Raw genomic sequence first — 23,461 nt, 5'->3', positions numbered from 1 at the left:
CGTGTAATAATGAAAGAATAATGTTTGGTGCACGGATTACAAATCCGTGTTAGTAGAACGGTAGTAAAATTCAGTTTAAAAAGATGATTAAACTCAAAATAAATAATCGATTTGTGGAGGTTGCTGAAGGTATATCAGTACTTAAAGTAGCAGAGAGCTTAGGCATTGAAATCCCTACCATGTGTTTCAAAGATGGTTTTGGCAATCACCCCAGCTGTATGTTATGTTTGGTGAAAGATGCCAAAAATGGGCAATTACATCCTTCTTGTGCCTTGCCGGCTGAAGAAGGAATGGAAATCATTACCGATGATGAGGAGATTTTTGAAGCCAGAAAAGAATCTTTAGAATTGCTCTTGAGCGACCATGTAGGAGATTGCGAAGCTCCTTGTCGCACTGCTTGTCCGGCCTATATGGACATTCCAAAAATGAACCGATTGATTGCTGAGCGAAAGTTTGATGAAGCATTGAAATTGGTAAAAGAAGAGATTGCATTGCCACTCATCCTTGGCTATATCTGCCCAGCTCCTTGCGAAGGTGCTTGTAGAAGAAGTCAGGCTGAAGCACCTGTTAGCATTTGTGAATTGAAGAAAATGGTTGCCGATGAAGACTTAAAGTCCGATGATTACTACTTACCCGAAAAATTGGCCTCCTCAGAAAAAAATGTTGCGGTAATCGGTAGTGGCCCCGCAGGATTGTCTGCTGCTTTTCATTTACTTAAATTGGGTCATTCGGTAGTGATTTTTGATCAGAATGAAGAAGCTGGAGGAAGCCTCCGATATGATATCCCTGAGGAGAAATTACCAAATTCTGCTGTAGGTGCAGAAGTAAAAATGGTAGAGAATTATGGAGCAGAATTCCGATTGAATACCACTATCGATAAAACCATTTTTGAAGATGAATTAAAGAAGGATTTTGATGCTGTCGTTTTTGCCTTAGGCAATTTTGAGGATGGTATAATGAAAGACTTCGGCTTCGAGAATAATAAGTTTGGTTTACTAGCTGATAAAGCCACTTTTCAAGTCAATGGAGAAGGCATTTTTGCTTGTGGAAATGTGATTCGCTCTAGAAAAATGGCAGTGACTTCAGTGGCACAAGGAAAACAAGTGGCACACTCTATCCATGATCATTTAGCTAAAAAAAATCCAGAAAAAATCTATAGAATGTTCAATTCTAGATTTGGTAAGTTAAAGCAGGAAGAGGTGGGTGAGTATTTAAAAGAGTGTGCATCTAAGGTTTCTGAGTCTACCTCGTCGATAGACAGGCCTGTCGAAGGGACATTTGATACTAGAAAAGAAAGATTAGAGTTAGACAAGGGTTCAAGAGTTTTCTCAATGGACCAAGCTGTGGAAGAAGCCGAGCGCTGTATGCATTGTGAATGCCGGAAACCCCATACTTGTAAACTAAGAATCTACTCTGACGAATATAAAGCCGACCGCAGAAAGTTTATGTTTGGAGAGCGCAAAACCCTCAAGAAACATATGCAGCACGAACTTATCGTTTACGAACCAGAAAAATGCATCCGTTGTAATCTTTGTGTGGATATTTCAGCCTTACAAAAAGACAGTTTAGGCTTTACGAGTATTGGTAGAGGATATACTGTTGAAATCAATATTCCCTTCAATAAAAACATGAAAGATATTTTTGATAAAACCGCTTTGGAATGTGCAGAGGCTTGTCCTACTGGAGCTATTAGTTTGAAGTAAAAGAGGTCCGCTAATTTTCGCGAATAAAACTAATTTTCACTAATTGAATTAACTAATTAATCCATTGTCTTTCTAATTTTACTACTTTCCAATTTTCTTGTTTCTCTTATAGAGCAATAAACCCAACGCCACAATCCATTTCGCATCCCCAATATTCAAACATAATAATTCCAAGTTGATCATCATGGAAGAACCTTGAAAAACGAATATGACCACCATATAAAAAAGGATACATGTTATAGAATAGATCTTTAAATTCATTGTCAAATTCAGAAAATGATTTTAAACGATACTTCATATATAGGCTTGTATTTAATTTTTTAACTCTAGCTTTTGTCCTTTCTTTACTGTTTGATTTTAAACTATCAATGAGAAAATGATAAATCTTATTATCATTGTTTTTTATAGTTGCCCAACTATAATTTGAAAATAAACTATCTGACATTGATAAGAAAATATAGGAACTATCTTGAATAGGTGTATTTATTCTCCTTAAATAATACCATTTTATGTTTTCTCTATATACACGATCATTTCTTATAAGTTGATTCAATACTGTGGAGTCTAGTTCTGTTCCGGGAAATGGATATGGAGGAGGTGGTCCCAACCTAGGGAATACTGTTCCATTTAAGAAATTTGATTCCTCTAAATAATGAATTGTTGCAACAATAGCTTTTTCATTCTCTGTTTCAATATCTTTTTCACAAGATAAAAGAGGTAGTAATATTATTAGGAGTAGGAGTCTTTTCATGCTTTTATTCTTACAAAAAGCAAGCCATATTGATTTTAGTAAGAGCTAATTTTAAAACTTTTTTATTGTCCCAGGGGAGCTAATAGTTTGATTTGATGATGGTCTACTAATTTTTGTGGATGGAGCCAATTAGACTAATTCAGATAATCAATGACTGGAAATCATTATGAATTACCACTTTGCGACCTTTGCATGTTTTTCCTCTGCCCCCTTTGCGTGGAATCTTATTTTTAATCATAAAACAATTTCATCTACTTTTACACTCAAAACTAATCAAGCCCACAATGATGAAAATATCAAGCATCCTCAAATCATTTTTTCTAATCAGCTTATTGGCTGTTTTTACTTTGCAAACCAATGCTCAATCTAGTGCAAAAAGTCAAAGGGATGCACAAATCAGTAAATCAATAGGCCATGGGGCCCTAATTGGAGGACTATCGGGTTTAGTATTTGGGAGAGGTTTTGGTGGAGTAGTGGGTGGAGCTATGATAGGCGCAGGAATAGGAGCAGTGGCAGGAGCTGTGAATGGAAGCTCAGATAATCCTCAACTGCAAAGTGAAGTAGACTTCTTGATTGACAAATATGGAGAAAGCAATATGCTAGGCTATGTAGATTTAATGGAATGCAAACATGATGAAGCCATCACTCACTTTATAGAACAAGAATTCTCTAATAATAAAGATTATAAAGTGGCCAGCCTTTGGATGAAAGCCATCACCGAAAAAGATAGAGGAAATACAGAACGTTGTAATGAACTCTATCAATTGATTGCTAATAATGACTCTAGATTCGAAACTCCACAAGATGCAGAGATTCAAGTGATAGAATTATATATTGGTTTGATGGCGGATAGAGAGTCTTATGAGATAGTTTGTGGGGAATAGAATCAAGTTGATTTATTTTCTTTGTGGAACTTAGTGAATCCTTTGTGCTTCTTCGTGTAATCGCTTTTGTAATAACTGTTCTAAGAATAAACAGAGCATTATTTTAATATCTTTTTTTCAATTATAAAATCCACAACATCCTTAGCCCAAACCTGATAAGTAAATTTTGATGGATGAACCCCATCACTGAAAAATTCAGAAGCTTTACCTTCTACTTGATATTTCTTTTTCCAAGATTCTACGGTGATCAGTTCTTGTGAGAAATATACATCATCAAATGATTTGATGGTTTCGTCGAGTTCTTTTCCTAACATATCCACTAAATTCCCCACTGAAAAACGAATAAGCCTGCTAAAAGCTGGGAATTCTTTGATGGGAGGCATATTCATAAATACGATGGGTGTATTGGGAAATAGTGCTTGTGTGTCTTTTAAAAGCGCAATGATATTTTCTCGCCAAGTCTTAGGGCTATTCATAGCAAAGGAATCGTTTGCGCCCAAAGCAATCACTATGATATCGAAATTCCGTTCTGTGATTTTAGGAAGGATCTTAAATCGAACTCGTTTTGCTGTATAGCCATTCCTAGCATAAACTCTCCAATAGACATTAGTATTTAATCGGCTCGATATTTCCTTGGCAATAGTTCCTCCAATGGCCTCCTCATGGGTTTCTGCTCCTACACCAGCCATACTACTCTCACCAATACATAGTAAACGGAGGCTTTTATCAGAATTAACTTTTACATTTCCTTCTATTCCTGTGGCTTCGGGCAATCTAGGAACGGTTCTTTTAATGATTTCTCCTTGGATATAGATGATAGGTAAAATGGGAAGCACCAAAGGAGCGGCAAGTATATATTTAGTCTGAGGTTTCATAAACAATATTTAGCTACAAAGGTGATTCATTTTCTCGATTCTGAAAAGTGAAAATCCCTTAAAAATGGTGTTGTTCTAGCTTTCTGATTGCTCAGCAAGTTCTTCATTCCTCATGAATATAGCCTGAAAGGTTTTGAAGGTAAAAGCCAGAACTACCGCACCAATAAATAATCCAATAATTCCACCAAGTACCATCCCGCCAGTAGCTCCCAATAAAATAGCCAACATAAGAATATTAACTCCTCTACACTTTAAGATAGGTTTAATGAAAGAATCGCTGATGGCCCAAGCCAAACTCCAAATGGCAAAAATCACAGCGGGGGTGGTGTTGGCATAGCTGAATACACGATGATGACTGGCAAAATAATAAAGGCTAGCGGCAGTTGAATGATAGCTATGAATAGAATGATGAGGGATACTACTCCTGCAGCTGGAAAACCAATGGCAAATAAAGCAATACTTAAGAATATGGTCTGCAATACGGTCGTTCCCAACACCTTTGAACTACTCCGCGAATGGTGGCACTGGCTAACTTGGCAAACTCTTTTCCTTCTTTTCCAGCAAAGAAGTTGTCGGCTTGTTGAATAATATCCGAAAATCCATATACATAAATCGGGTTTAAACCGAATTCTATTCCTCCCCAGCCGGCCCAGGTTTTACCAACAGTAAGTTGCCATTTTGGAGCAATATTGAAGCGTAGAAAGGCAAAGTTAAGGCCTTTAAAAATATTATCAATAGATTGAGGTTCAAAGGTGAAGGTATATCTATTGTTTGAAATGGAAAATTTTTCATGAACATAAGCCTTAATTTCCAATCTGAATTGCTCCATACTAAATTTGATGAAAGGTGTGTTCCGTCTTGAAACCGACTGGTAAAACCAGAACGAAAATGCATCAATACATCTATGTTCTTAAACAATTTTTGTTTCTCAATAGTGATGATACTGCTGGTGCTTGTAGTATCATCTTGTTCTACTTGTGCAAAACTCGTGAATACAATTCCAACTAATTAAGATCAGGAATATAACTTTTAGTTTCATGATTCTAGCTTTTGTCCTCTTTTTTCATCGATAGAAATTTTCCATAAGTTAGACTCCTCCATAGCCATTCTAATGGACCAAAAGTGTAATACTTTAACCAAAGTTTAGCCAAATACACTTGTAAAATGAAAATAATAACAGCAATGATTTCCGCTTGCCATAGCGTAATCTTCCCAAAATATCCTAAGGCATAAGGATAGAAAATTAAAATGCCAAAGAAAGTATGACTGAGGTAACTGGTAAACGACATTCTTCCAGCAAACTTTAATCCCGACATCATATTTTCTCCTATCTTGGTTTTATAGAGGATGGTAATAATGGAGATATAGGCAAAAGCCATATTTATCTGCCCAAAACTGAATAGGAATTTATAAAGGATATCGTTCCAAGTGCTAGGAAATTGGCCCATGCTGCCACCTACTTGTTTCGATAAGAGGGTGAGCCCCAAACCTAAAATAGAATAGATGACAAGGCGTTTCACAGAATGTGCTTTCTCTTGAAAATAGCCTGTGTACATTAAGTAATAACCTAAAATGAACAGTGATAGTAATTTAAATGGACGCCCAGAAGGCAATAAATCGAACCAGCGCCAAAGCAAGTTATGCCAATTCATTTTTGTGACTTCCCAGAAGCTGCCATTCATAAAGGGTTCTACGAGTTGTGTGGGTTCGATATCTAAATAGGTTTTTAAGGCCAAACTCTTTTCAGGATTCATAAATCCAGGTTTCCACATCAGCATAAAGATGTCAATAAGTAAGGGCATCATAAATGCAAGAGCAGAAACGGTGAATAGTTGTTTGGGTTTTAGGTTTCTGAACAAGGTGAAAAGAAATCCAACGAAAGCATAAATCATTAAAATATCGCCAGACCAGAAGAAGCTATGAATAGCTCCAAAAAGGATTAAAAACCCGAGTCTTCGATAATAAATGGGCATAAACTCAGCTTGGTTATTTCTGTTTTTATGGAACTGAAAATAGAAACCAATTCCAAAAAGAAGCGAGAAAATGGTATAGAACTTGGTGTCGACAAAAATTCCGATAAGCTTATAAATCATCAAATCGGTTTCGAAGCTGGGCCATAGTTTAATCTCTGTAAAAGGGAGAAACCGAACGCCACTAAAACTCATGATATTGGCCAGTAAAATTCCTAAAACGGCGAATCCTCTGAGTGCATCAATGGCTTCTACTCTGTTTTTTCCTTTGGTAGGGGACTGTTTGGTGGGCATAAACATTAATTTTGTTTTGGGTTTTTAGATATTTTACAAGTATAGTAAAAAAATGACAATGCCTATTCTATTGTCATGCATAAAAATTGAGTAATTTTGAGGCAAAAGATATGTTTATGAAACCAATACTTTTTCTTTTGTTATTCCTTCCATTATTGAATTTTAGTCAATCCTTTGGTTGGAATATTAACCGAGGAGACCAAAACTTAAGTGGAGTCACAAATGTTGAGATAGCCGATCAGCTTGAAGTGAAATGGACTTTTAAGGCAAATGATGTGATCAAGAGTTCGCCAGTTTTTGGAGGGGATTTGATATTTGTGGGCTGTGATGATGGAAGTTTATATGCCCTCAATAAGAAGGGTGAGCAGGAATGGAAGTTTCAAGTGGAGACCAGTTTTGAAGCACCACCCATGTATTTAGATGGATTGGTTTATATTGGTTCATTGGAGGGGGGTCTTTATGCTATTGATGCCAAAACTGGAGAAGAAAAGTGGAGCTATGAAACCGAAGGTCAGATTTCAGGCTCGGTGAATTGGGCATACTCGTCCGACCAAAAAACCAAACAAATTCTCTTCGGCAGCTACGATTTCTTTCTTCATTCTGTGGATGCTCAATCCGGAAAGCTCCTCTGGAAGTATGAAACCGATAATTATATAAATGGAGCTGCTGCCATTTATGAAAATCTAGCCATTTTTGGAGGCTGTGATGGCTACCTTCATTTGGTGGATGTTTATACAGGGAAAGTAAAAGACACCATTATGATGGGGACTTATATTGCTTCGTCTTCTGCCATTCATGAACATTATGCCTATTTTGGAAATTACGATGGAACTTTTTTTAAAACGGATTTAAAGGAAATGAAGATCATTTGGAAGAACGAGCAAACAGGCTCTTTTGTGGGTTCTCCTGCTGTTAATGAAAGTAAAGCCATCATTGGTTCTCAAAACAGATATGTCTATTGTTATGATACAGAAAGTGGAGATGTTTTGTGGAAATTTAAAACCCTGAGAAAGGTAGACAGTTCACCGATTATTGCCCATGATAAAGTCTTGGTAAGCTCCACTGATGGGAGAGTATATGTTCTTGATATTGAAACAGGGGAGAGGCTCTGGTCTTACGAAATAGGTAGCCCTATTATTGGAACTCCTGCAATCAATAAGAAGATGATCATCGTGGCAGCTCAAGATGGTAGTATATTTTGTTTCACCGAAAAAAAATAGAAAAATGACTCGCCCAACTTTAACTTTAAACACCCTTCAGGCTAAAAAGAATATTCAGAAGATGAAGGCTATTTGTGAGCAGCATGAAATGGATTTTCGACCTCATTTTAAAACGCATCAATCTCCTCAAATAGCGGAATGGTTCAGACAAGAAGGCATTGACAAGTGTACTTGCTCATCATTAGATATGGCTTATGAATTTGTAAACCATGGATGGAAAGATATTTGTGTGGCTATTCCTCTAAATGTGAGAGAAATGCAAAAAGCGAATCTAATAGCTAGTCAAGTGAAATTATCCTTATGTGTTGACCATTTGGAAACCCTCACTCGTTTGGCTCAAGAAACCTATTCTCCCATTTTTGTTTTTATAGAGATTGATACGGGATATGGAAGGAGCGGGGTTTATTATGAAGACAGAACTTTAATCAATAGCCTCCTCAAAAAGATTGATGTTACTGAACATCTGGAATTCTCTGGATTTTTAAGTCATACCGGCAATAGCTATCATTCATTAAATGCTAAAAAAGGAAGAAGTATTTTTGAGGAAGCCAGAAAAAACATGGAGGAGCTTAAGAAGGAATATATGGAGCAATATCCTCAAATGATCCTCAGCATGGGAGATACCCCTTCGAGTAATTTCGCCGACAAGTTTGATGGGATTGACGAGTGGCGCCCCGGAAATTTCATCTTCTACGATTTTATGCAATATGCTATAGGGGCTTGTGCAGAAGAGGAAATCGCAGTACGAGTAAAATGTCCGGTCATTGGTATTTACCTCAAAAGAACAGAAATTGCCATTTATGGTGGTGGAGTTCATCTCTCAAAAGATTCCATACAATACCAAAAAGAAACCATTTATGGCTGGGCCCATTATGAAAATGAAAGTATAGCAAATGGATTTCCTGTTATAAGCCTAAGTCAAGAGCATGGAATTATCAGGGTTTCTGAAGCCTTTCTCAAAAGAGTAAAAATTGGAGATATTTTAGATATTATCCCCATTCATAGCTGCATGACAGCGGATTTAAATGCCTATTATTTAACAGAAGACAGTCGGCAAATATCTAAGTTTCGTACTTATTAGAATATTTTAGCACTATTTAATTTCTTCAATTTCTGTGATTTACTAAATTTGTAGCACCAAAAAACTAATATCATGGAACGAAAAGACATTGAAGAGTATTTTAATGTAGCTCTAGCTACCTCTCTAGTTATTTTTGGTTTCGACTTGGAAAAACTCCACGTACTATTGAAACTAAAAGATGAAAACCCTTATAAAGGAGCCTATATTTTACCCTCGAAATATATAAAACCAGATGAAAGTATCGATATTTGTGTCAAACACCTCTTGGAGGAATCTATAGGGAACGAAGAAGCCTATATTGAACAGCTCAATGCCAGTGGTAAGGTGTTTCGTAACCCTCTGGGAAGGGTTGTCAATATTGGTCATTATGGGCTAATCAGATATGATAGTGATGAGTCCATGAAATGGTCGAAAACAGGATTGAAATGGTTTCCTTACGATGAAATTCCCGATTTGGCTTTCGATCACAATGATATCATCGATTTTGCCAAAGAGAGATTGAAGAGAAGGGTAAAACGTCGTCCGGTTGGTTTTAACCTTTTGCCAAAAGAGTTCACCATTACGCAACTACAGGCGCTTTACGAAGAAGCACTGTCCAAGTCATTCGATAAAAGAAATTTCAGGAAAAAGATTTTTAACTCCAATTTACTCGTTGACTTAGAGAAGACAGTAGAATCAATAAATGGAAAAGAATCTAAGCTTTATAAATTTGATGAAGATAAGTATGCTAAGATGTCATTAAAGGGATATGATTTCTTGTTTTAAAACATATACCCAATCGTAAAATAACTAGCTCGGGAACTCATCTTTGGCGCATCTTGTTCTTTCATAATTTCGGAGAAGCCATTCTTGAAGTTTAGACTCACAAATATGGAGCTCACTTCCAGTCCTATTCCAAATACTAAGCCTGTTTCTGATTGGTGGAATCGATTTTCAAAATCTAAGGATTCTCCCCCTGCTTTTCCAGAAAAATGATAGGAATAGTAAGCTCCTGCTGAAACATAGAAACGACTATTCATTTGTCCCATTCCAGAAGCCAATACTAAACTGACAGGCGTACTGATGCTTTGTGTTCTGAAGTTTCCATCAGGGAATCCGCTTCCCATTGAAGAGTAAAGTACTTCGGGTAGTAAAGAAATGTTTTTGGTAATTTTTAGTTGGGTCATCAGACCTATTTCATAGCTAAATTTGTTTTTACCATTATAAAAGTCATCTGAATAATGATGATGGCTACTTCCAAAACTGGCTTTTAAACCATATCTGAGTCTTGGGACTCCTCCATTTTTTGTTTGTGCGATTAGATATTTACTTGGCTCTAGTTTTTCTTGTTCCGCTAACTTTATCGTCAAGTCGAAAAGAAGCTCTGTTATTTCCTTCATGCCATTATAGTCGATGGTTTCTGCATCATCTTGAGGTTTGTGGTATGGGCCAACAATTCCCGAAGAAATATAAAGTGCAGGAATTCCAAAATCTCCAAATGGCCCCGAATCGGTTCTTTGTGATACTTTCTTACCGGAATTCTTAATCTTGATTTGATGGTTTTTGGCCACTTCTTCCAAGATGTCATGTCCTCCATTAACACTAGCCATAGCGCCAATCACGCATTGTTGGCTCTCCGAATATCGACCTATCATATCGATACTCATCATTAGCTTTATATCATCAGCAGGAAAGAATTCCTGTTTTAATACCTTAGTAGAGCCAATCAACCCACTTTCTTCTCCATCAAATGCAATGAGAATAACACTACGTTTCAATAAATGACTATTTTCTTTTAATGCCCTCCCCAGTTCTATCACACCTGAAGTACCCGATGCATTATCATCGGCCCCATTATAGATAATTTTTTCGCCTTTAGAATTATAATAAAAGGATACATGATCATAATGTGCACCCAAAACGATATATTCATCTTTTAATTTGGAATCACTTCCTTCAATCAGAGCAATTACGTTGTGACCAACAAGATTGGTGGTGCTGAAATAGGTATTAAAAGGATGCAGATAAGAGTCTCCAATGGTTTCTAGACCAAATTCTTTAAAATAGCCAGCAATATAGTGAGCGGCTTTTAATCCTGAGTGAGTGGAGAGGCCTCTACCTTCTAAGGAATCACTAGCCAACACATAAACATGTTTTTTTAATGAATCGGCTGAAACTTCAACTTGTGCAATAACATTAATTCCACTGATGAGGATGACTAAAAAAGTTAGGATGTGTTTTTTCATAGATAGTTGATGTGTTTTTGAGGATGTCAAAGATAAAAATAATCGTTATGTATAATTTTTCTTCTTCGTTTTATCCTATTAATCTTTATATTATATTTGACTGCTGTAGTATACACATTGTAAAACCATATCTCATGAAGAATATTCTCTTTTTATTTCTATCCTTATTTACCTTTGGAGCTTTTGCTCAAGGTTCTGATACCTTAATTGCAGAGTCAAAAATTAAAGAAGTCAATCTGTTTTTTAGTGGTGCAGAAGTGAGTCGTGAAGTCACTTTTAATGCCAAGAAAGGCAAGCAATTATTATTAGTTGATGAATTACCGGTTCAATTTAATCATCAGAGTTTGCTAGTGAGTAATGTGAAGAATGCCAAAATATTGTCGGTGAAGTTAGAGAATGGGCGTTCAAAAAAAGTAGATGATAGAGCTCAAATCAAAGCTATTGAATTAGAAATTAAAAATCTGAAGCAAAAGATAAAAGACAATAGAATTGAAAAGCAGGTCTTTCAAATGGAAAAGGATTTTATTTTAAATAATGGTGTGTTAGGTGGTGATAAAGGAGCTACCATAGCCGAAATTAAAGCTGGCGCAGAATTTTATAGAACCAAGCTGACCGAGATCAGTAAAAAGGTTTCAGCACTTGATTTGGAACTGGATAATATAAAAGAAGAGATAGTGGACTTAGATAATAAGAGGTCTAAAATCAAAATGGAAGGGAGCAAAGAGTATAGTCAAGTTTATATTCTTTTAGAAAATGAGAAAGAGGTTTTAAAGCAAACTTTCAAGCTAAGCTATTATTTAACCGCCGCAGCTTGGGAACCTGTTTACGATTTTAGGGTGAAAGAATTAGGCGAGCCTTTAGCCATTGATTATAATGCGATTATTTATCAAAACTCTGGCGAAGATTGGAAAGAGGTAGCTTTGACTTTGTCCACAAGCGATCCAAGTTTGGGGAGTGCCAAGCCCGAGTTGGAGGACTGGTTTATTGATAAGAGAAAGGCAAAAGAAAATAAATATAATTCTACTGTTCTTGGAACTGAAAAAAACGCATCGTTAAAAGGACAATTAGTTGATGCTGAGACTTATGAACCGGTTCCCTTTACAAATGTTATTCTTGAATATAATGGTACTCAAATTGCTGGTACATCAACAGATTTTGATGGGAATTATACTATGAAACCTATTCCTAATGGTGTGTTTACGCTTAAGGCAAGTACGATTGGTTATCAGCCAGTTATAGTTGAGTATGTGATTGTAGAAGAAGGAAAAATTAATTTTTTGGATGTTGAAATGAATTCTCGAGAAATAAATTTGGACGCGGTAGAAATTATAGCCTATGAAGTACCATTAATATCTAAAGATGAGACTACAACAGGCGGCACATTTTCATTTAATGATGATGCTCGTAGGCCAAATAGAAATGCTTCATCTGTTGTAACAACAGTTGGAGGTGTAAATCTTTCAGATCGGAGTAAAGGTTCCAATAGTTCCATTATAACAGAAAACTATCTTACAGAAAATGTAAAGCAAAAGTTGAGCAATCTAGAATATGAGGTTAAAACGCCATTCACCGTTCTTTCCGATGGGAAAGATTATAGCCTAAAGATTAAAGAAGTAAAAGTCCCAGTAGACTACGTTTACTATGCTATTCCTAAATTGGATGATGATGTTTTTCTAACCGCACAAATTCCCAATTGGACAGATTTAAATTTGCTCTCCGGAAAATCGAATATCTATTATAGCGGCACCTATGTTGGAGAAAGTTATATTAGTGACTCCTATGCAGGTGATACTTTGGATGTTTCTCTAGGAAGAGATAGAGATATTATGGTCACCAGAAAAGGAAATAAAGAAAGACTAGAAAGAAAAGTATTAGGCAAGAGCATTCTAGAAACCCTAAGTTGGGATATTGAAGTGAAGAATAATAAAAACACTGCTGTAAAAGTGATTTTAGAAGACCAGTTTCCACTTGCCATCAATCAGAATATTGAAATTGAATTGATTGAAGTTTCTGGTGCTAAATCTGAACCGAAAACAGGAAAACTCACATGGGATTTGGAGCTTGAACCTAAAGCCTCTGTTGAATTACAGGTGACTTATACTGTTCGCTATCCAAAATATTCAAAATTATATCTTGATTAGCCGATCAAGGGTTGTCGACCTTTTTGGAAGGTCGGCAACCCTTGACCTTTTTGGAAGGTCGGCAACCCTTGACCTTTTTGGAAGGTCGGTAACCCTTGACCTTTTTTTTGCCTTTTGAAAGAAATATCGATGCCAGAATTATTTAACAACAAATATTAATATTTATGAGTAATCAAGAAACACCAATGTTGGTCCTATCAAAAATCGTTGATAAACAGATTGAGAAAATAGAGCTATTGGAGAAAATAGCGCTGGGTATATTTGGTTTAGGCATTTTGATATTTTATACAAATGCTATAGTTTATGTAATGGCATTTGGAGGAATATTATTATCAATGAGCTATTTCTTATTGGCATTCAGAACCTATAAATTTGAGGACTCTCAAGAGTCAGAGTCTATACTACAATCACAAGGAATGATTTTGTTTCTCTCGAAGCTTAATTATTTGGCCTTTTCCATTGGAAGTGTTGGTTTGTTATTTGCCATCGCAAGTATAGCTGGTTCTGAGAAAATGGTATCAATTTCAATTATCACTCTAGTCACTAGCACCGGTTTTCTTATTGCCAGTAAATCATGGCAAGAAAATCATGTTTTAGGAAAGGGCTTATTGATTAGAAATATGCTTTTCTTAATAGCCTTAGGAATGACTTTATTGGTTTAATTGAAGTTCTACCTTAACTATCAGAATAGGGAGTTTGATTTTTTTAATTCCAGTATTCTAATATCTTTGTTCTAACAAAATCAAATATTAAATAATGAAATCATCCAAATTTATACTTGCTATCCTATTCTTGTGTTTATCCTTTTCGGTATATGCGCAAACGGAGGAGGCTAAAGTTAAAACTAAGAAGTTCTCAAAAACCTTTGATCTAAGATTTGAGAATGGTGCCATGTTGGGTAATAATACTGAATTTTCTCAGCAAGTGGTGGATGCATCCTATTATAATGGTGCAGATATACGTTTGGGGTTTCGTAATGCTAATGCAGATGATATTTATAGTAATGTATATCGTCGTCCTTATTTTGGAGTTGGACTTTATACCTCTACTTTCCATAATACCGACATCGGAAATCCGGGAGCGGTATATTTCTTCTTAACCATCCCCCTCAAATTTGAGGGCCTCAAAAAATGGTCTTTCTCTTATTCTGGAGCATTTGGTTTATCTTATAAATTCAATCCTTACGACCCTATTAAAAACCCAACCAATGTATTCGTAGGTTCCTATAAAAACTGTTATGTACATTTAGCTTTTGTAGCTAATTATAAATTTAATGACCGATGGTCAGCTAATGGTTCTTTCGGATTCAAACATTTTTCCAATGGCTCTTTCAAGCAACCAAACTACGGTTTAAACCTAATTCCTATAACAGTTGGTGTAAGTTATAAGATGGACAAAGTGGAGGTTGTTAAAGAAGGTCGCCCTATCCCGAAATTCGAAAGACATAACCTGGTGAATGTAGCTCTTGGAGTGGGAAGTAAGAACTATCAAGTTGGAGGAGATAACTACTTGAAAACTACTTTAACTATCGATTTCTTAAGACAGATTAATTATAAATATAGAATTGGAGCTGGTTTGGATATTTTTTATTCTGATAAATCCAATTATAGAAATAAATCAGATCAATCTACTTTTTCCAAATCCTATACATATGCACTTACTGGTTCTTGGGAGTGGGCCTTAACAAAGAAATTATATGTGCCAATCGCTATCGGTTTCTATTTACATCGCAATGAAGAAAACGATGAAAAAACAGTGTATTACGAAAGAGTAGGTATGCGCTATCGCATCACTGATCATTTCTTTGCGGGAGTTACTATAAAAGCTCATGCCGGTGCTGCTGATTATTTTGAATGGGCTGTTGGGTATACGATTTACTAGGGTCGTCGACCCTCTTAAGAGGGTCGACGACCCTAAAGCTTTCTTTTTTTCCTTATCTTTATGGCAAAAAAATATCATGCCCTCAGAAAAGATTTTAACGCGCATCGAACCTGGGAATGTATATCACATCTATAATAGAGGATTGAATCATCAGAAAGTATTCTTTCGAGAGAAGGATTATTATATGTTTCTGGATAAATTTATTGAATACCTTTATGATTACTGCGATTTATATGCCTATTGTCTTATACCCAACCATTACCATTTTGTATTACGAGTGAATGATGAAAATGGAGATCAATTTAGTAGACAAATAGGAAGCCTCATCGTGAGTTATACCAACAAAGTTAATTTGCGAAAGGATAGAATCGGAGGATTATTCATGAAACCATTTAGAAGGATTCTGGTCAGAAGAGAGGACTATTTAAAAAGGCTTATATTTTATGTAAATCACAATGCTGCAAAGCATGACTTAGTGAAAAACTTCAGAGATTATAAATTCAGTTCCTATCCAGCCATGTTATCTGATGAAGATACTATTGTTGCTAGAGAAAAGGTGTTTCAGATATTCAACAACAAGGAAGAATTTGTTGAGTACCACAATTTCCGTCATGAAGATTTCAAAATACGGAGGTATCTTCTAGAAGACTAGGTTCGTCGACCCGCTAAAGGGGTCGACGACCCTAAATCCTCAAAAAAACCAGGATAACTCTTATTAATAGCCTCTGCATGTTCAATTTCAATGGGCCCTGAAGCAATTAATGCAGCAATTGCACCTGCCATGGCAATTCTATGGTCATTATTGGAATGGATTTTTCCTCCACTGATTTCTCCTCCTTTTATAATCATCACATCTCCATCTAGTTTTATTTTTATGCCTAATTTCCCCATCTCTTGCTGAAGAACCAAAGCTCTATTGCTTTCTTTATGATACAATCTTGTGACGCCTGTTATTCTTGTTTCACCTTTGCAAGCTGCTGCTAAAACAACCAGAGGAGGGAATAGATCAGGACAATGGGTGGCATCAAAATCGAAAGCCTGCAAGGGAGCTTTGCTGATTTTTATAGACTCCTCAGAGATTTCAACTTTTGCACCTGATTTCTCTAATGCATCGAGTAGGGCTCTGTCTGCTTGAAGTGATTGAGGGTTTAAGCCTTTTACATCTACTTCACCAGCAATGGCTCCAGCCACCAAGTGAAAAGCCGCGCCACTCCAATCGCCTTCTATCTTATAGTTTCTGGCTTTGTATTTTTGGCTTCCTTTTATTTTGAAAGTTTCGTAATTCTCTTGCTCCACTTGGGCTCCAAATGCTTTGAGGATGTCTAAAGTCATGTCGATATAGGGAATACTTTGGAGTTTATTGACTTTTAAAAGGCTATCGTTTTCTGCCATGGGTAGGGCAATCAGTAGGCCTGTGAGGACTTGTGAACTAATACTCCCGTCAACTTCTGCTACTCCACCTTTTAAGGGCCCAGAAACAGTAAGAGGAAGATATCCATTATGACTTTCCACTGTTACTCCTAAATCTCTCAAAGGAGTTTCTACCATGTTGATAGGGCGTTTTAATAGCGAGCCCTCCCCAGTAAGCTTTATGGTTTGAGGGAATAATGCAGCAATAGGAGTGAAGGTCCGAATACCCAAGCCAGACTCCCCAGCCGATAAGGTTTTTCCTTTGAAGTCTCGCTTTCCTAAAATACATACCTGATCACCAGAAATATGAACCTCAGCACCCAATTGCTCTGCTACTTTTAAAATGGACATGCTATCATTACTAAAATCGGCATTACTAATCTGAGTTTCCCCATCAGCTAATAAAGCTATAGCGATAGCTCTTTGCATATAACTTTTTGAGGAGGGTGCTTTAACAACACGCTGATATTTTGAAGGATAAATTGTTTTGTTCATTATTCTAGTTTTTTTTGGGGGTTGTCATCTTTCTAAGCCTTATCTATTATGAAGAGACTAAAAATGGGTGCGTTTTTCTTTTACCTGGTCGGCTCGATATTAAATAGCTTAATTATAATCTCAAATTCGAGGCTTGTGCAGTCATTAAAATGTGAGTTTACTGTTGTAAATGACCATTTTATGTGCAAGCGTAACGAAGAAGTCTGAATTTCTAATTAACCATTTAGAATCTGTGTTTGTTTGTTAATAGACTCCTGATGTATAGCCTTAAATACAGCCGCAATGATTTCTGGACTCAACTGAGCTTCTTCTCCTTTTTTAATGTTTTTATCTAAAAGATGATCCCATCGCTTCGATTGTAAGACAGTCATATTATTCTCTTTTTTATACCTACCAATGGCTTCCACTTCCTCCATTCTCTTACCAATTATCTTGATGATTTCTTGATCGTATATGTCTATTTTATAACGTAAATCCTCCAATTCATCCAAACTCACATTCTCTGGTTTTACTTGGCGGAAAACTAATTTCTCAAGCATTTCATCAAAAGCTGCTGGAGTAATTTGTTGTTTGGCATCGCTCCAAGCACAATCTGGGTCGGGGTGTACTTCTACCATCAATCCATCGAAATTTAAATCTAATGCCTTTTGTGATAAACTTTGAATAAGACTCCTTCTACCACCAATATGACTTGGATCACAAATCAAAGGTAAGTTTGGAAGTCGGCGTTTCAATTCAATGGGGATTTGCCATTTAGGTATATTTCTAAATAGACTTTGCTCATAAGTGGAGAATCCTCGGTGAATGGCTCCAATTTTATCAATTCCTGCTTGATTGAGTCTCTCAATGGCTCCAATCCACAGCTCCACATCAGGATTAATGGGGTTTTTTACAAAAACAGGAATATTAACGCCTCTTAAAGAGTCGGCTATTTCTTGCATAGCAAACGGATTTGCAGAGGTTCGAGCCCCAATCCAAATGATATCAACGCCAGCTTTTAAGGCTTCATAAACGTGTTTTACCTGAGCCACTTCGGTGGAAGTGAGTAGACCAGTTTCTTGCTTTGCCGTTTTTAGCCATTCTAATCCTTGGCTACCTACTCCTTCAAAGGTATTGGCGCGGGTTCTAGGTTTCCAGATTCCGGCTCGGTACACTTGAACTCCAGTGTTCTTTAATTCTTTGGCGGTATTGACCACTTGTTCTTCTGTTTCAGCGCTACAAGGGCCTGAAATGAATAGTGGCTTTTCTATGGAGCTGATTCCCCAATCTTCTAATTTTTTAATTTCTATATGTTGTTCCATAATATCTTTTATTTAGAGCTTTTCTATAAAGTTGAGTGTTTGAGCTATAAAGTTAAGGTTCGAGGCGTGTGAGAAATTCAAACCGCAGAATACTGGAGTATTTGAGGATTTGGATTTTGAGCAACAACAATGAAGTCTGACTTTATAGCCGAACACTATTTAGGCTTTTAAAACGCGTTTAATACTATTTGCTTTATTTATCATTTGGTTTAAATCCTCCGTTTTTCTTTGGAGGATATTTTCTTTAAATAATTGGAGTTGCTGAATGTAATTATCCAAAACAGCCGTTATATTCTCTGAATTTTGCTCAAAAATGGGCGTCCACATTTCAGCTGAACTTTTGGCCAATCTTACCGTGGAATCAAAGCCACCACTGGCTAAATTGAAAATATTCTTTTCATTCTTTTCCTTTTCTAAAACTGTTAAAGCCAAAGCAAAGGAGCTGATATGAGAAATATGAGACACATAAGCTGCATGAATATCATGATTGCTGGCGCTCATATAAACTATAGGCATATTTAGAGTTTCGTAGAGTTGACTCACCATTTCTATAGCTTCTTTACTGCTGTTTTCGGCTTCTGTAAAAATAACAGCCTTGGCATCGAAGAGATTAGGAATAGCAGCCCATGGTCCGGAATGTTCGGTACCGGCCATTGGATGGGCTGCTACATACTGACTTCTTTTGCTGTGACTCTTTACTCGTTCACAGATGTTCTTTTTAATGGACCCCACATCGGTAATGACTTGTTCTTCCACCATATCTAAGATTTTCGGAAGCAGATGTAAACTCACATTGGCAGGAGTGGCTAATACGATTAAATCAGCTTTTTTTACACCCTCCTCTAAATCACATATTTCATCAGCTAAGCCTAGTTTCTCTGCGGTATGGGCATGAAGCTTATTATTATCCACTCCTATGATATGCTTGGTAAATCCTCGCTTTTTTAGGTCGATGGCCATAGAGCCACCCATGAGTCCTAATCCTATAATACAAACTTTCATTAGGCGGTAGTTTTTTGTGTGATACGCTCCATGGATTGGTCTATGTCTGCTTGAGGTGCACATAAAGAAAAACGGATGTATTGTTTCCCATTGCTGCCAAATATGCTCCCCGGACTAGCGAAAATGCCCTTTTCATAAAGTAGGTGATCACTAAATTTCTCACCCGACTCAAAAGACTTGGGAATCTTAGCCCAAACAAAAAGCCCAGCTCCATCTTTTTTATACTCACATTCTAAAATATCTAGCATCCTCCAAATTTTTTCTCTTCTATTGCCGTATTCCGCATTGATGCTATCAAACCAAACTTGTCCTAAATCCATGGCTTTTATAGCTGCTTTCTGAATGGGTTTAAACATCCCAGAATCAAAATTGCTTTTTACCTTTAAAATATGGTTAATGATTTCTGCTTTTCCGGAAACCATTCCTACTCTCCAGCCCGCCATATTATGGGATTTGCTTAATGAGTTGAGCTCAATAACAGGGTCGTTTCTATCGCAAAAAGAATGAATACTTATGGCTTCATCATTTAAAATGGAGCTATATGGATTGTCATTCACCAATAGTATTTGATATTTTTTGGCAAAGGCCACCAAAGATTTTAGGCTTTCTTTTTGAGCTTTTGCACCAGTTGGCATATGAGGATAATTCATCCAAAGAATTTTGGTTTTTTCATTAACAAGGCCTTCTAACTCCTCAAAATCGGGTTGCCAATTATGCTCTTCTTTTATACCATATTCTTTTACATTCACTGCCAAAAGTTTGGCCGTTGAGGCATAGGTAGGATAACCCGGGTTGGGAATCAGTATTTCATCACCTGGATTACAAAAGGCCATGTGGATGTGCATGATGGCCTCTTTGGAACCCATTAAAGGCAAAATCTCTGTTTCAGGATTCAGCTGAACTTGATAGGTTTTCAGATACCAATTTTGAAAAGCATTTCTCAACTCAGGCAATCCTTTATAGGATTGGTAATAGTTGGCGCCCATTTCAGAAGCCGCTTGCTCCAATTCTGCAATCACCTGTGGATGAGTAGGAAGGTCAGGATTTCCAATTCCCATATTGATGATATTCATGCCTTTTTCTTCCAGAGCTAGAATCTCTTCTCTTTTTTTAGAGAAATAGTATTCTTCTACAGTTTGTAGTCTATTTGCTGGTGTCATAATCGGTATTATTAATATTATTAAATGATTTTTGTCCAAAAGGGTATTCACCTAGAATATGCAGCTCATCTATGAGTGGGCGGATGGCTTGTAACATATCTTGATATATTTTCACTTTATCAAAAAGCACATCGATGTAAAAGAGGTAGTGCCAAGGTTCTCCTATAACAGGCATGGATTCTATTTTGCTCAGATTGACTCCGTAAATATCAATAATGCTTAAGATTTTTGCCAAACTACCTTGTTGATGTGGTAGTAAAAGTGCTAATGAAGCTTTATTGAAATCTTCTGGACTTTGCCCTCCTCGCTTTCTTAGGGTGAGAAAACGAGTATAGTTTTGCTTATTGGTTTCAATACTTGGAGCTATGATTTCCAGACCATATTGCTCTGCACCCAATCTACTACCTATGGCTCCCGCATTTTGAAGATTGTTTTCCGCAATATTTCTCATGCTCATAGCGGTATCTTCTGCATCCACTAGTTTAATATGAGGATGGCTTCGGAAAAACTCACGGCATTGATTGATGGCCATATAGTGTGATTCTACTTGTGTGAGTTGGTCGAGACGAGTTCCGGGGAGTGCTACCAAGTTTTGTTCAATACGCAAATATACCTCACCTATAATCTGCAAGTTGGCTTGACGAATCAAGTTGAAGTTATTATGAATGGTACCCGAAATGGTATTTTCTATAGCCATAATCCCAAATTCAGCCTCCTCATGGCTCACCGAATCCACTAAACCCTGAAAGGTGACTTGCGGTAATATCTCTGTTTTCTGTCCGAAGTATTCTTCAGCAGCTTCTTGATGAAATGCCCCTTTAATTCCTTGTATGCTTACTACCATTTTTTTTGATTAAGTATTCTTAAATAAAAAAAGCGCCTCAGGATATTTTCCCGAGACGCTTTGATTTGTATAATTCATTTTTTCTATACAATACAGTCTCGGGTGTTTCCATAATAGAAATACCAGAAAAAGAAATAAGAAAAAATGCTGCTATATAAATTCATAATATTTTGCATAAAAAAAGCCCCTTTCAAAAAGGGGCTCTATATTTTGTATGACTACATATAAATTCCCCGCTCTTATTGTGTCCAATAAAAGAAGAAATAAAAATATGTAGCAATGTTTAAAATCATGTTGTTTGTTTCTGATTGCAAATAAAGAACTTTTTTTTGGAATGAGAGATGGTTTTTTTTAGAAATGTGAAAATTTTAATTTCTAAGAGATTACATGTCAATCATAATTTGAATAAATTGAAAGTTTTTAAGTACATCCTTTTGGTGGTATAGGTATTTGGGTTAATTTTACCAAACTTCAGTATACCTACTCATATGGCGGCAAGTATACTGAAGAAACTTACTTATATAAACAAGTTGGCAACAAGGCGAAAGCCCACAGCACATTTAAGCACATTTGGTTTTCTCAAACCACAAAACAAACAAAGAGAAAGCCAAAAGAGCTTAAATTAGGGCTGACACCAAATAAATAATGAAATGGCTAAAGTGAATATTAAAATGTCAATAATAGATATATTTTTTAAAACTTATTAAAATGAAAAAAATACTATACATATTATTATTAAGTACATTAACAATAAATACTATTGCACAAAACTGGACAGAACCAATACAAATAAGCACTTTGCAAGGTGTAAATAATAATTCCGACTTTTGTATTGACAATTTAGGAATTATACATTGCGTATGGAGTTATAAAGTTGAATCAAACTATAAGCATATATATTACAGTAAATCTACTGATGATGGACAGACTTGGAGCACACCAGAAAATGTATCACAAAACACTAGTCTTTGGATGGAAAACCCACATATTGTGGCCGACTCAGAAAACAATTTGCATTTAACTTACGATTATGATGTAATCAACCCAGGAGGTACACTTATTGTATACAGGAAATATGAAGACAATATGTGGAGTTCTTATGATACTGTTTCAATTGCTTGGACCGGAGCCAGGCACAATCGACTGGTAATTGACCACAACGATAAACTATACTGCTTCTGGTTTCATGATTTCCAAAATGGAACTACATTTTACCGAGTGTTGGAAAATGGTGTTTGGGGTGAAATACAAATCCCATATAATAATAATGATAGTTATTATTTGGAAAGAGCAGTAGTTGACAATACAAATAAGATACACTGTTCCGGTTATAGGTATTTTGAGGGTCAGTCTGCTTATGATCAAAGGATAGTTTATTGCACATATTGGAATAATGCATGGTCGGATTTATTGCAAGTAAGTTATGATTATGATGCCTGGGCGGGAAATGATATCACACTTGATAATGATAACAACCCCCAAATTGTTTGGAGACAAATGATAAATGACAATATTCCTCCAGATAACGGAACGCTCTTTACAAAATTTGACGGTACTAATTGGTCAAATCCGATAATATTAGCTGAAGATGCAAGCGAGCAAGCCATTATTGTTGATTTAAACAACAAAACCCACATTATTGATAACGAAGAATTTGAAGATGGATATCGATTGGTTCATTATCAATTACTGAATAATGAATGGGTGGGAGAAATAATTGATGAAGGTGATTTTGGAAATTATGGTAATAAATTAATTAGTAAAGCTAATTATTTATATCTTGTAAGTGCCAAAGCGTATAGCTCTTCCCCTAACCCTGACATACCTATCGTAATAAGAAAACACGAAATAACAACCAGTGTAGAAAATAGCCCCATAGTCATTGATTTATACAATATTTATCCCAATCCCACAAAAGCTCATACAACAATTTCATATTCAATAAAAGAAACAGAACTCATTTCAATAAAAATCTATGATATACAGGGTAAATTAATAAACACTTTATTAGAAAAAAAACAAACGCCTAACAAGTATCAAATTATATGGAAGGGTACAGATAAAAACAATAAGGAGGTTAAAAGCGGCTTGTACCTAATCCGTCTGCAAACTGGCAGGCAATTTATAACACGTTTAGTGGAAATAATAAAATAAAAAGTTAACTGACAAAACCGGCTAAAAGGAGCAAGTATGACTAATCATCGCGAAAGAAAAAATCATACTG

21 protein-coding genes are annotated in these 23,461 nt (G+C 36.3%); 10 read left to right on the top strand and 11 right to left on the bottom strand.

The genetic code is table 11. From position 1 onward, the window contains the following. The first annotated feature begins 83 nt into the window (after positions 1–83). Positions 84–1,703, top strand: coding sequence for an FAD-dependent oxidoreductase (locus HNS38_RS10900; RefSeq protein WP_172346453.1), 1,620 nt, complete (start codon positions 84–86; stop codon positions 1,701–1,703). Between the two features lie 106 nt (positions 1,704–1,809). Here HNS38_RS10900 and HNS38_RS10895 read toward each other — a convergent pair whose 3' ends face one another. Beyond that, on the bottom strand, positions 1,810–2,454 hold the full coding sequence (locus HNS38_RS10895) for a hypothetical protein (protein WP_172346452.1): 645 nt from the start codon (positions 2,452–2,454) through the stop codon (positions 1,810–1,812). Positions 2,455–2,738: 284 nt separating this feature from the next. Here HNS38_RS10895 and HNS38_RS10890 point away from each other — a divergent pair, with 284 nt between their 5' ends. After that, entirely contained in the window at positions 2,739–3,338 is a 600-nt protein-coding gene (locus HNS38_RS10890; RefSeq protein WP_172346451.1) for a hypothetical protein, read from the top strand. 98 nt (positions 3,339–3,436) lie between these two features. Here the strand turns inward: HNS38_RS10890 and HNS38_RS10885 are convergent, their stop codons facing one another. The 4 genes from HNS38_RS10885 to HNS38_RS10870 all read right to left on the bottom strand — a co-directional run bounded on the left by HNS38_RS10885 (position 3,437) and on the right by HNS38_RS10870 (position 6,477). Further along, positions 3,437–4,213 carry an SGNH/GDSL hydrolase family protein gene (locus tag HNS38_RS10885; protein ID WP_172279200.1) on the bottom strand — a complete coding sequence of 259 codons (777 nt, stop codon included), beginning with the start codon at positions 4,211–4,213 and terminating at the stop codon, positions 3,437–3,439. A gap of 75 nt (positions 4,214–4,288) precedes the next feature. Further along, positions 4,289–4,528: a hypothetical protein gene (locus HNS38_RS10880; protein ID WP_172279202.1), complete on the bottom strand. Its 240-nt coding sequence runs from the start codon at positions 4,526–4,528 to the stop codon at positions 4,289–4,291. A gap of 145 nt (positions 4,529–4,673) precedes the next feature. After that, entirely contained in the window at positions 4,674–5,042 is a 369-nt protein-coding gene (locus tag HNS38_RS10875) for a porin (RefSeq protein ID WP_172279204.1), read from the bottom strand. A gap of 214 nt (positions 5,043–5,256) precedes the next feature. Then, the gene (locus HNS38_RS10870) at positions 5,257–6,477 is read right to left on the bottom strand and encodes a DUF418 domain-containing protein (RefSeq protein WP_172346450.1); all 1,221 of its coding nucleotides are present in this window, start codon (positions 6,475–6,477) and stop codon (positions 5,257–5,259) included. Between the two features lie 116 nt (positions 6,478–6,593). Between HNS38_RS10870 and HNS38_RS10865 the strand changes: the two genes are divergently transcribed. From HNS38_RS10865 to HNS38_RS10855, 3 genes are all read left to right on the top strand, one after another. Next, positions 6,594–7,697, top strand: coding sequence for a PQQ-binding-like beta-propeller repeat protein (locus HNS38_RS10865; RefSeq protein ID WP_172279209.1), 1,104 nt, complete (start codon positions 6,594–6,596; stop codon positions 7,695–7,697). A gap of 4 nt (positions 7,698–7,701) precedes the next feature. Then, positions 7,702–8,778 carry an alanine racemase gene (locus tag HNS38_RS10860; RefSeq protein WP_172279211.1) on the top strand — a complete coding sequence of 359 codons (1,077 nt, stop codon included), beginning with the start codon at positions 7,702–7,704 and terminating at the stop codon, positions 8,776–8,778. 72 nt (positions 8,779–8,850) lie between these two features. Further along, positions 8,851–9,543 (top strand): NUDIX hydrolase, encoded by a 693-nt coding sequence (locus HNS38_RS10855; protein ID WP_172346449.1) that lies wholly within the window; start codon positions 8,851–8,853, stop codon positions 9,541–9,543. Here HNS38_RS10855 and HNS38_RS10850 read toward each other — a convergent pair. Then, positions 9,540–11,003 carry a M28 family peptidase gene (locus HNS38_RS10850; protein WP_172346448.1) on the bottom strand — a complete coding sequence of 488 codons (1,464 nt, stop codon included), beginning with the start codon at positions 11,001–11,003 and terminating at the stop codon, positions 9,540–9,542. The genes HNS38_RS10855 and HNS38_RS10850 overlap by 4 nt on opposite strands. Before the next feature lie 134 nt (positions 11,004–11,137). On the opposite strand from HNS38_RS10850, the gene HNS38_RS10845 reads away from it, so the two are divergent. The 4 genes from HNS38_RS10845 to HNS38_RS10830 all read left to right on the top strand — a co-directional run bounded on the left by HNS38_RS10845 (position 11,138) and on the right by HNS38_RS10830 (position 15,677). Further along, positions 11,138–13,144, top strand: coding sequence for a DUF4139 domain-containing protein (locus HNS38_RS10845; protein WP_172279217.1), 2,007 nt, complete (start codon positions 11,138–11,140; stop codon positions 13,142–13,144). Between the two features lie 164 nt (positions 13,145–13,308). Continuing rightward, positions 13,309–13,806: a hypothetical protein gene (locus HNS38_RS10840; protein WP_172279219.1), complete on the top strand. Its 498-nt coding sequence runs from the start codon at positions 13,309–13,311 to the stop codon at positions 13,804–13,806. 94 nt (positions 13,807–13,900) lie between these two features. After that, on the top strand, positions 13,901–15,025 hold the full coding sequence (locus tag HNS38_RS10835; RefSeq protein WP_172279221.1) for an acyloxyacyl hydrolase: 1,125 nt from the start codon (positions 13,901–13,903) through the stop codon (positions 15,023–15,025). A 76-nt stretch (positions 15,026–15,101) separates the two neighbouring features. After that, positions 15,102–15,677, top strand: a complete 576-nt coding sequence (locus HNS38_RS10830) for a hypothetical protein (RefSeq protein ID WP_172279223.1) — start codon at positions 15,102–15,104, stop codon at positions 15,675–15,677. On the opposite strand, the gene aroA is transcribed toward HNS38_RS10830, so the two are convergent. The 5 genes from aroA to HNS38_RS10805 all read right to left on the bottom strand — a co-directional run bounded on the left by aroA (position 15,674) and on the right by HNS38_RS10805 (position 21,237). Then, positions 15,674–16,930, bottom strand: coding sequence for a 3-phosphoshikimate 1-carboxyvinyltransferase (gene aroA, locus HNS38_RS10825; protein WP_172279225.1), 1,257 nt, complete (start codon positions 16,928–16,930; stop codon positions 15,674–15,676). The two genes, HNS38_RS10830 and aroA, sit on opposite strands and share 4 nt — an antisense overlap. A gap of 215 nt (positions 16,931–17,145) precedes the next feature. Next, the gene (locus HNS38_RS10820; RefSeq protein ID WP_216663695.1) at positions 17,146–18,231 is read right to left on the bottom strand and encodes a bifunctional 3-deoxy-7-phosphoheptulonate synthase/chorismate mutase type II; all 1,086 of its coding nucleotides are present in this window, start codon (positions 18,229–18,231) and stop codon (positions 17,146–17,148) included. 159 nt (positions 18,232–18,390) lie between these two features. Then, the gene (locus tag HNS38_RS10815) at positions 18,391–19,233 is read right to left on the bottom strand and encodes a prephenate dehydrogenase (RefSeq protein ID WP_253939374.1); all 843 of its coding nucleotides are present in this window, start codon (positions 19,231–19,233) and stop codon (positions 18,391–18,393) included. Continuing rightward, positions 19,233–20,393, bottom strand: a complete 1,161-nt coding sequence (locus HNS38_RS10810; RefSeq protein ID WP_172346446.1) for a pyridoxal phosphate-dependent aminotransferase — start codon at positions 20,391–20,393, stop codon at positions 19,233–19,235. Before HNS38_RS10810 ends, HNS38_RS10815 begins: the two co-directional genes overlap by 1 nt. Then, positions 20,377–21,237, bottom strand: coding sequence for a prephenate dehydratase (locus HNS38_RS10805; protein WP_172279231.1), 861 nt, complete (start codon positions 21,235–21,237; stop codon positions 20,377–20,379). Before HNS38_RS10805 ends, HNS38_RS10810 begins: the two co-directional genes overlap by 17 nt. 708 nt (positions 21,238–21,945) lie before the next feature. Between HNS38_RS10805 and HNS38_RS10800 the strand changes: the two genes are divergently transcribed. After that, positions 21,946–23,391 (top strand): T9SS type A sorting domain-containing protein, encoded by a 1,446-nt coding sequence (locus HNS38_RS10800; RefSeq protein WP_172284849.1) that lies wholly within the window; start codon positions 21,946–21,948, stop codon positions 23,389–23,391. Positions 23,392–23,461: the final 70 nt, after the last annotated feature.

This window comes from Lentimicrobium sp. L6, assembly GCF_013166655.1.
Taxonomy (GTDB): domain Bacteria; phylum Bacteroidota; class Bacteroidia; order Bacteroidales; family UBA12170; genus UBA12170.
This window is presented reverse-complemented; position numbering and strand designations above follow the sequence as displayed.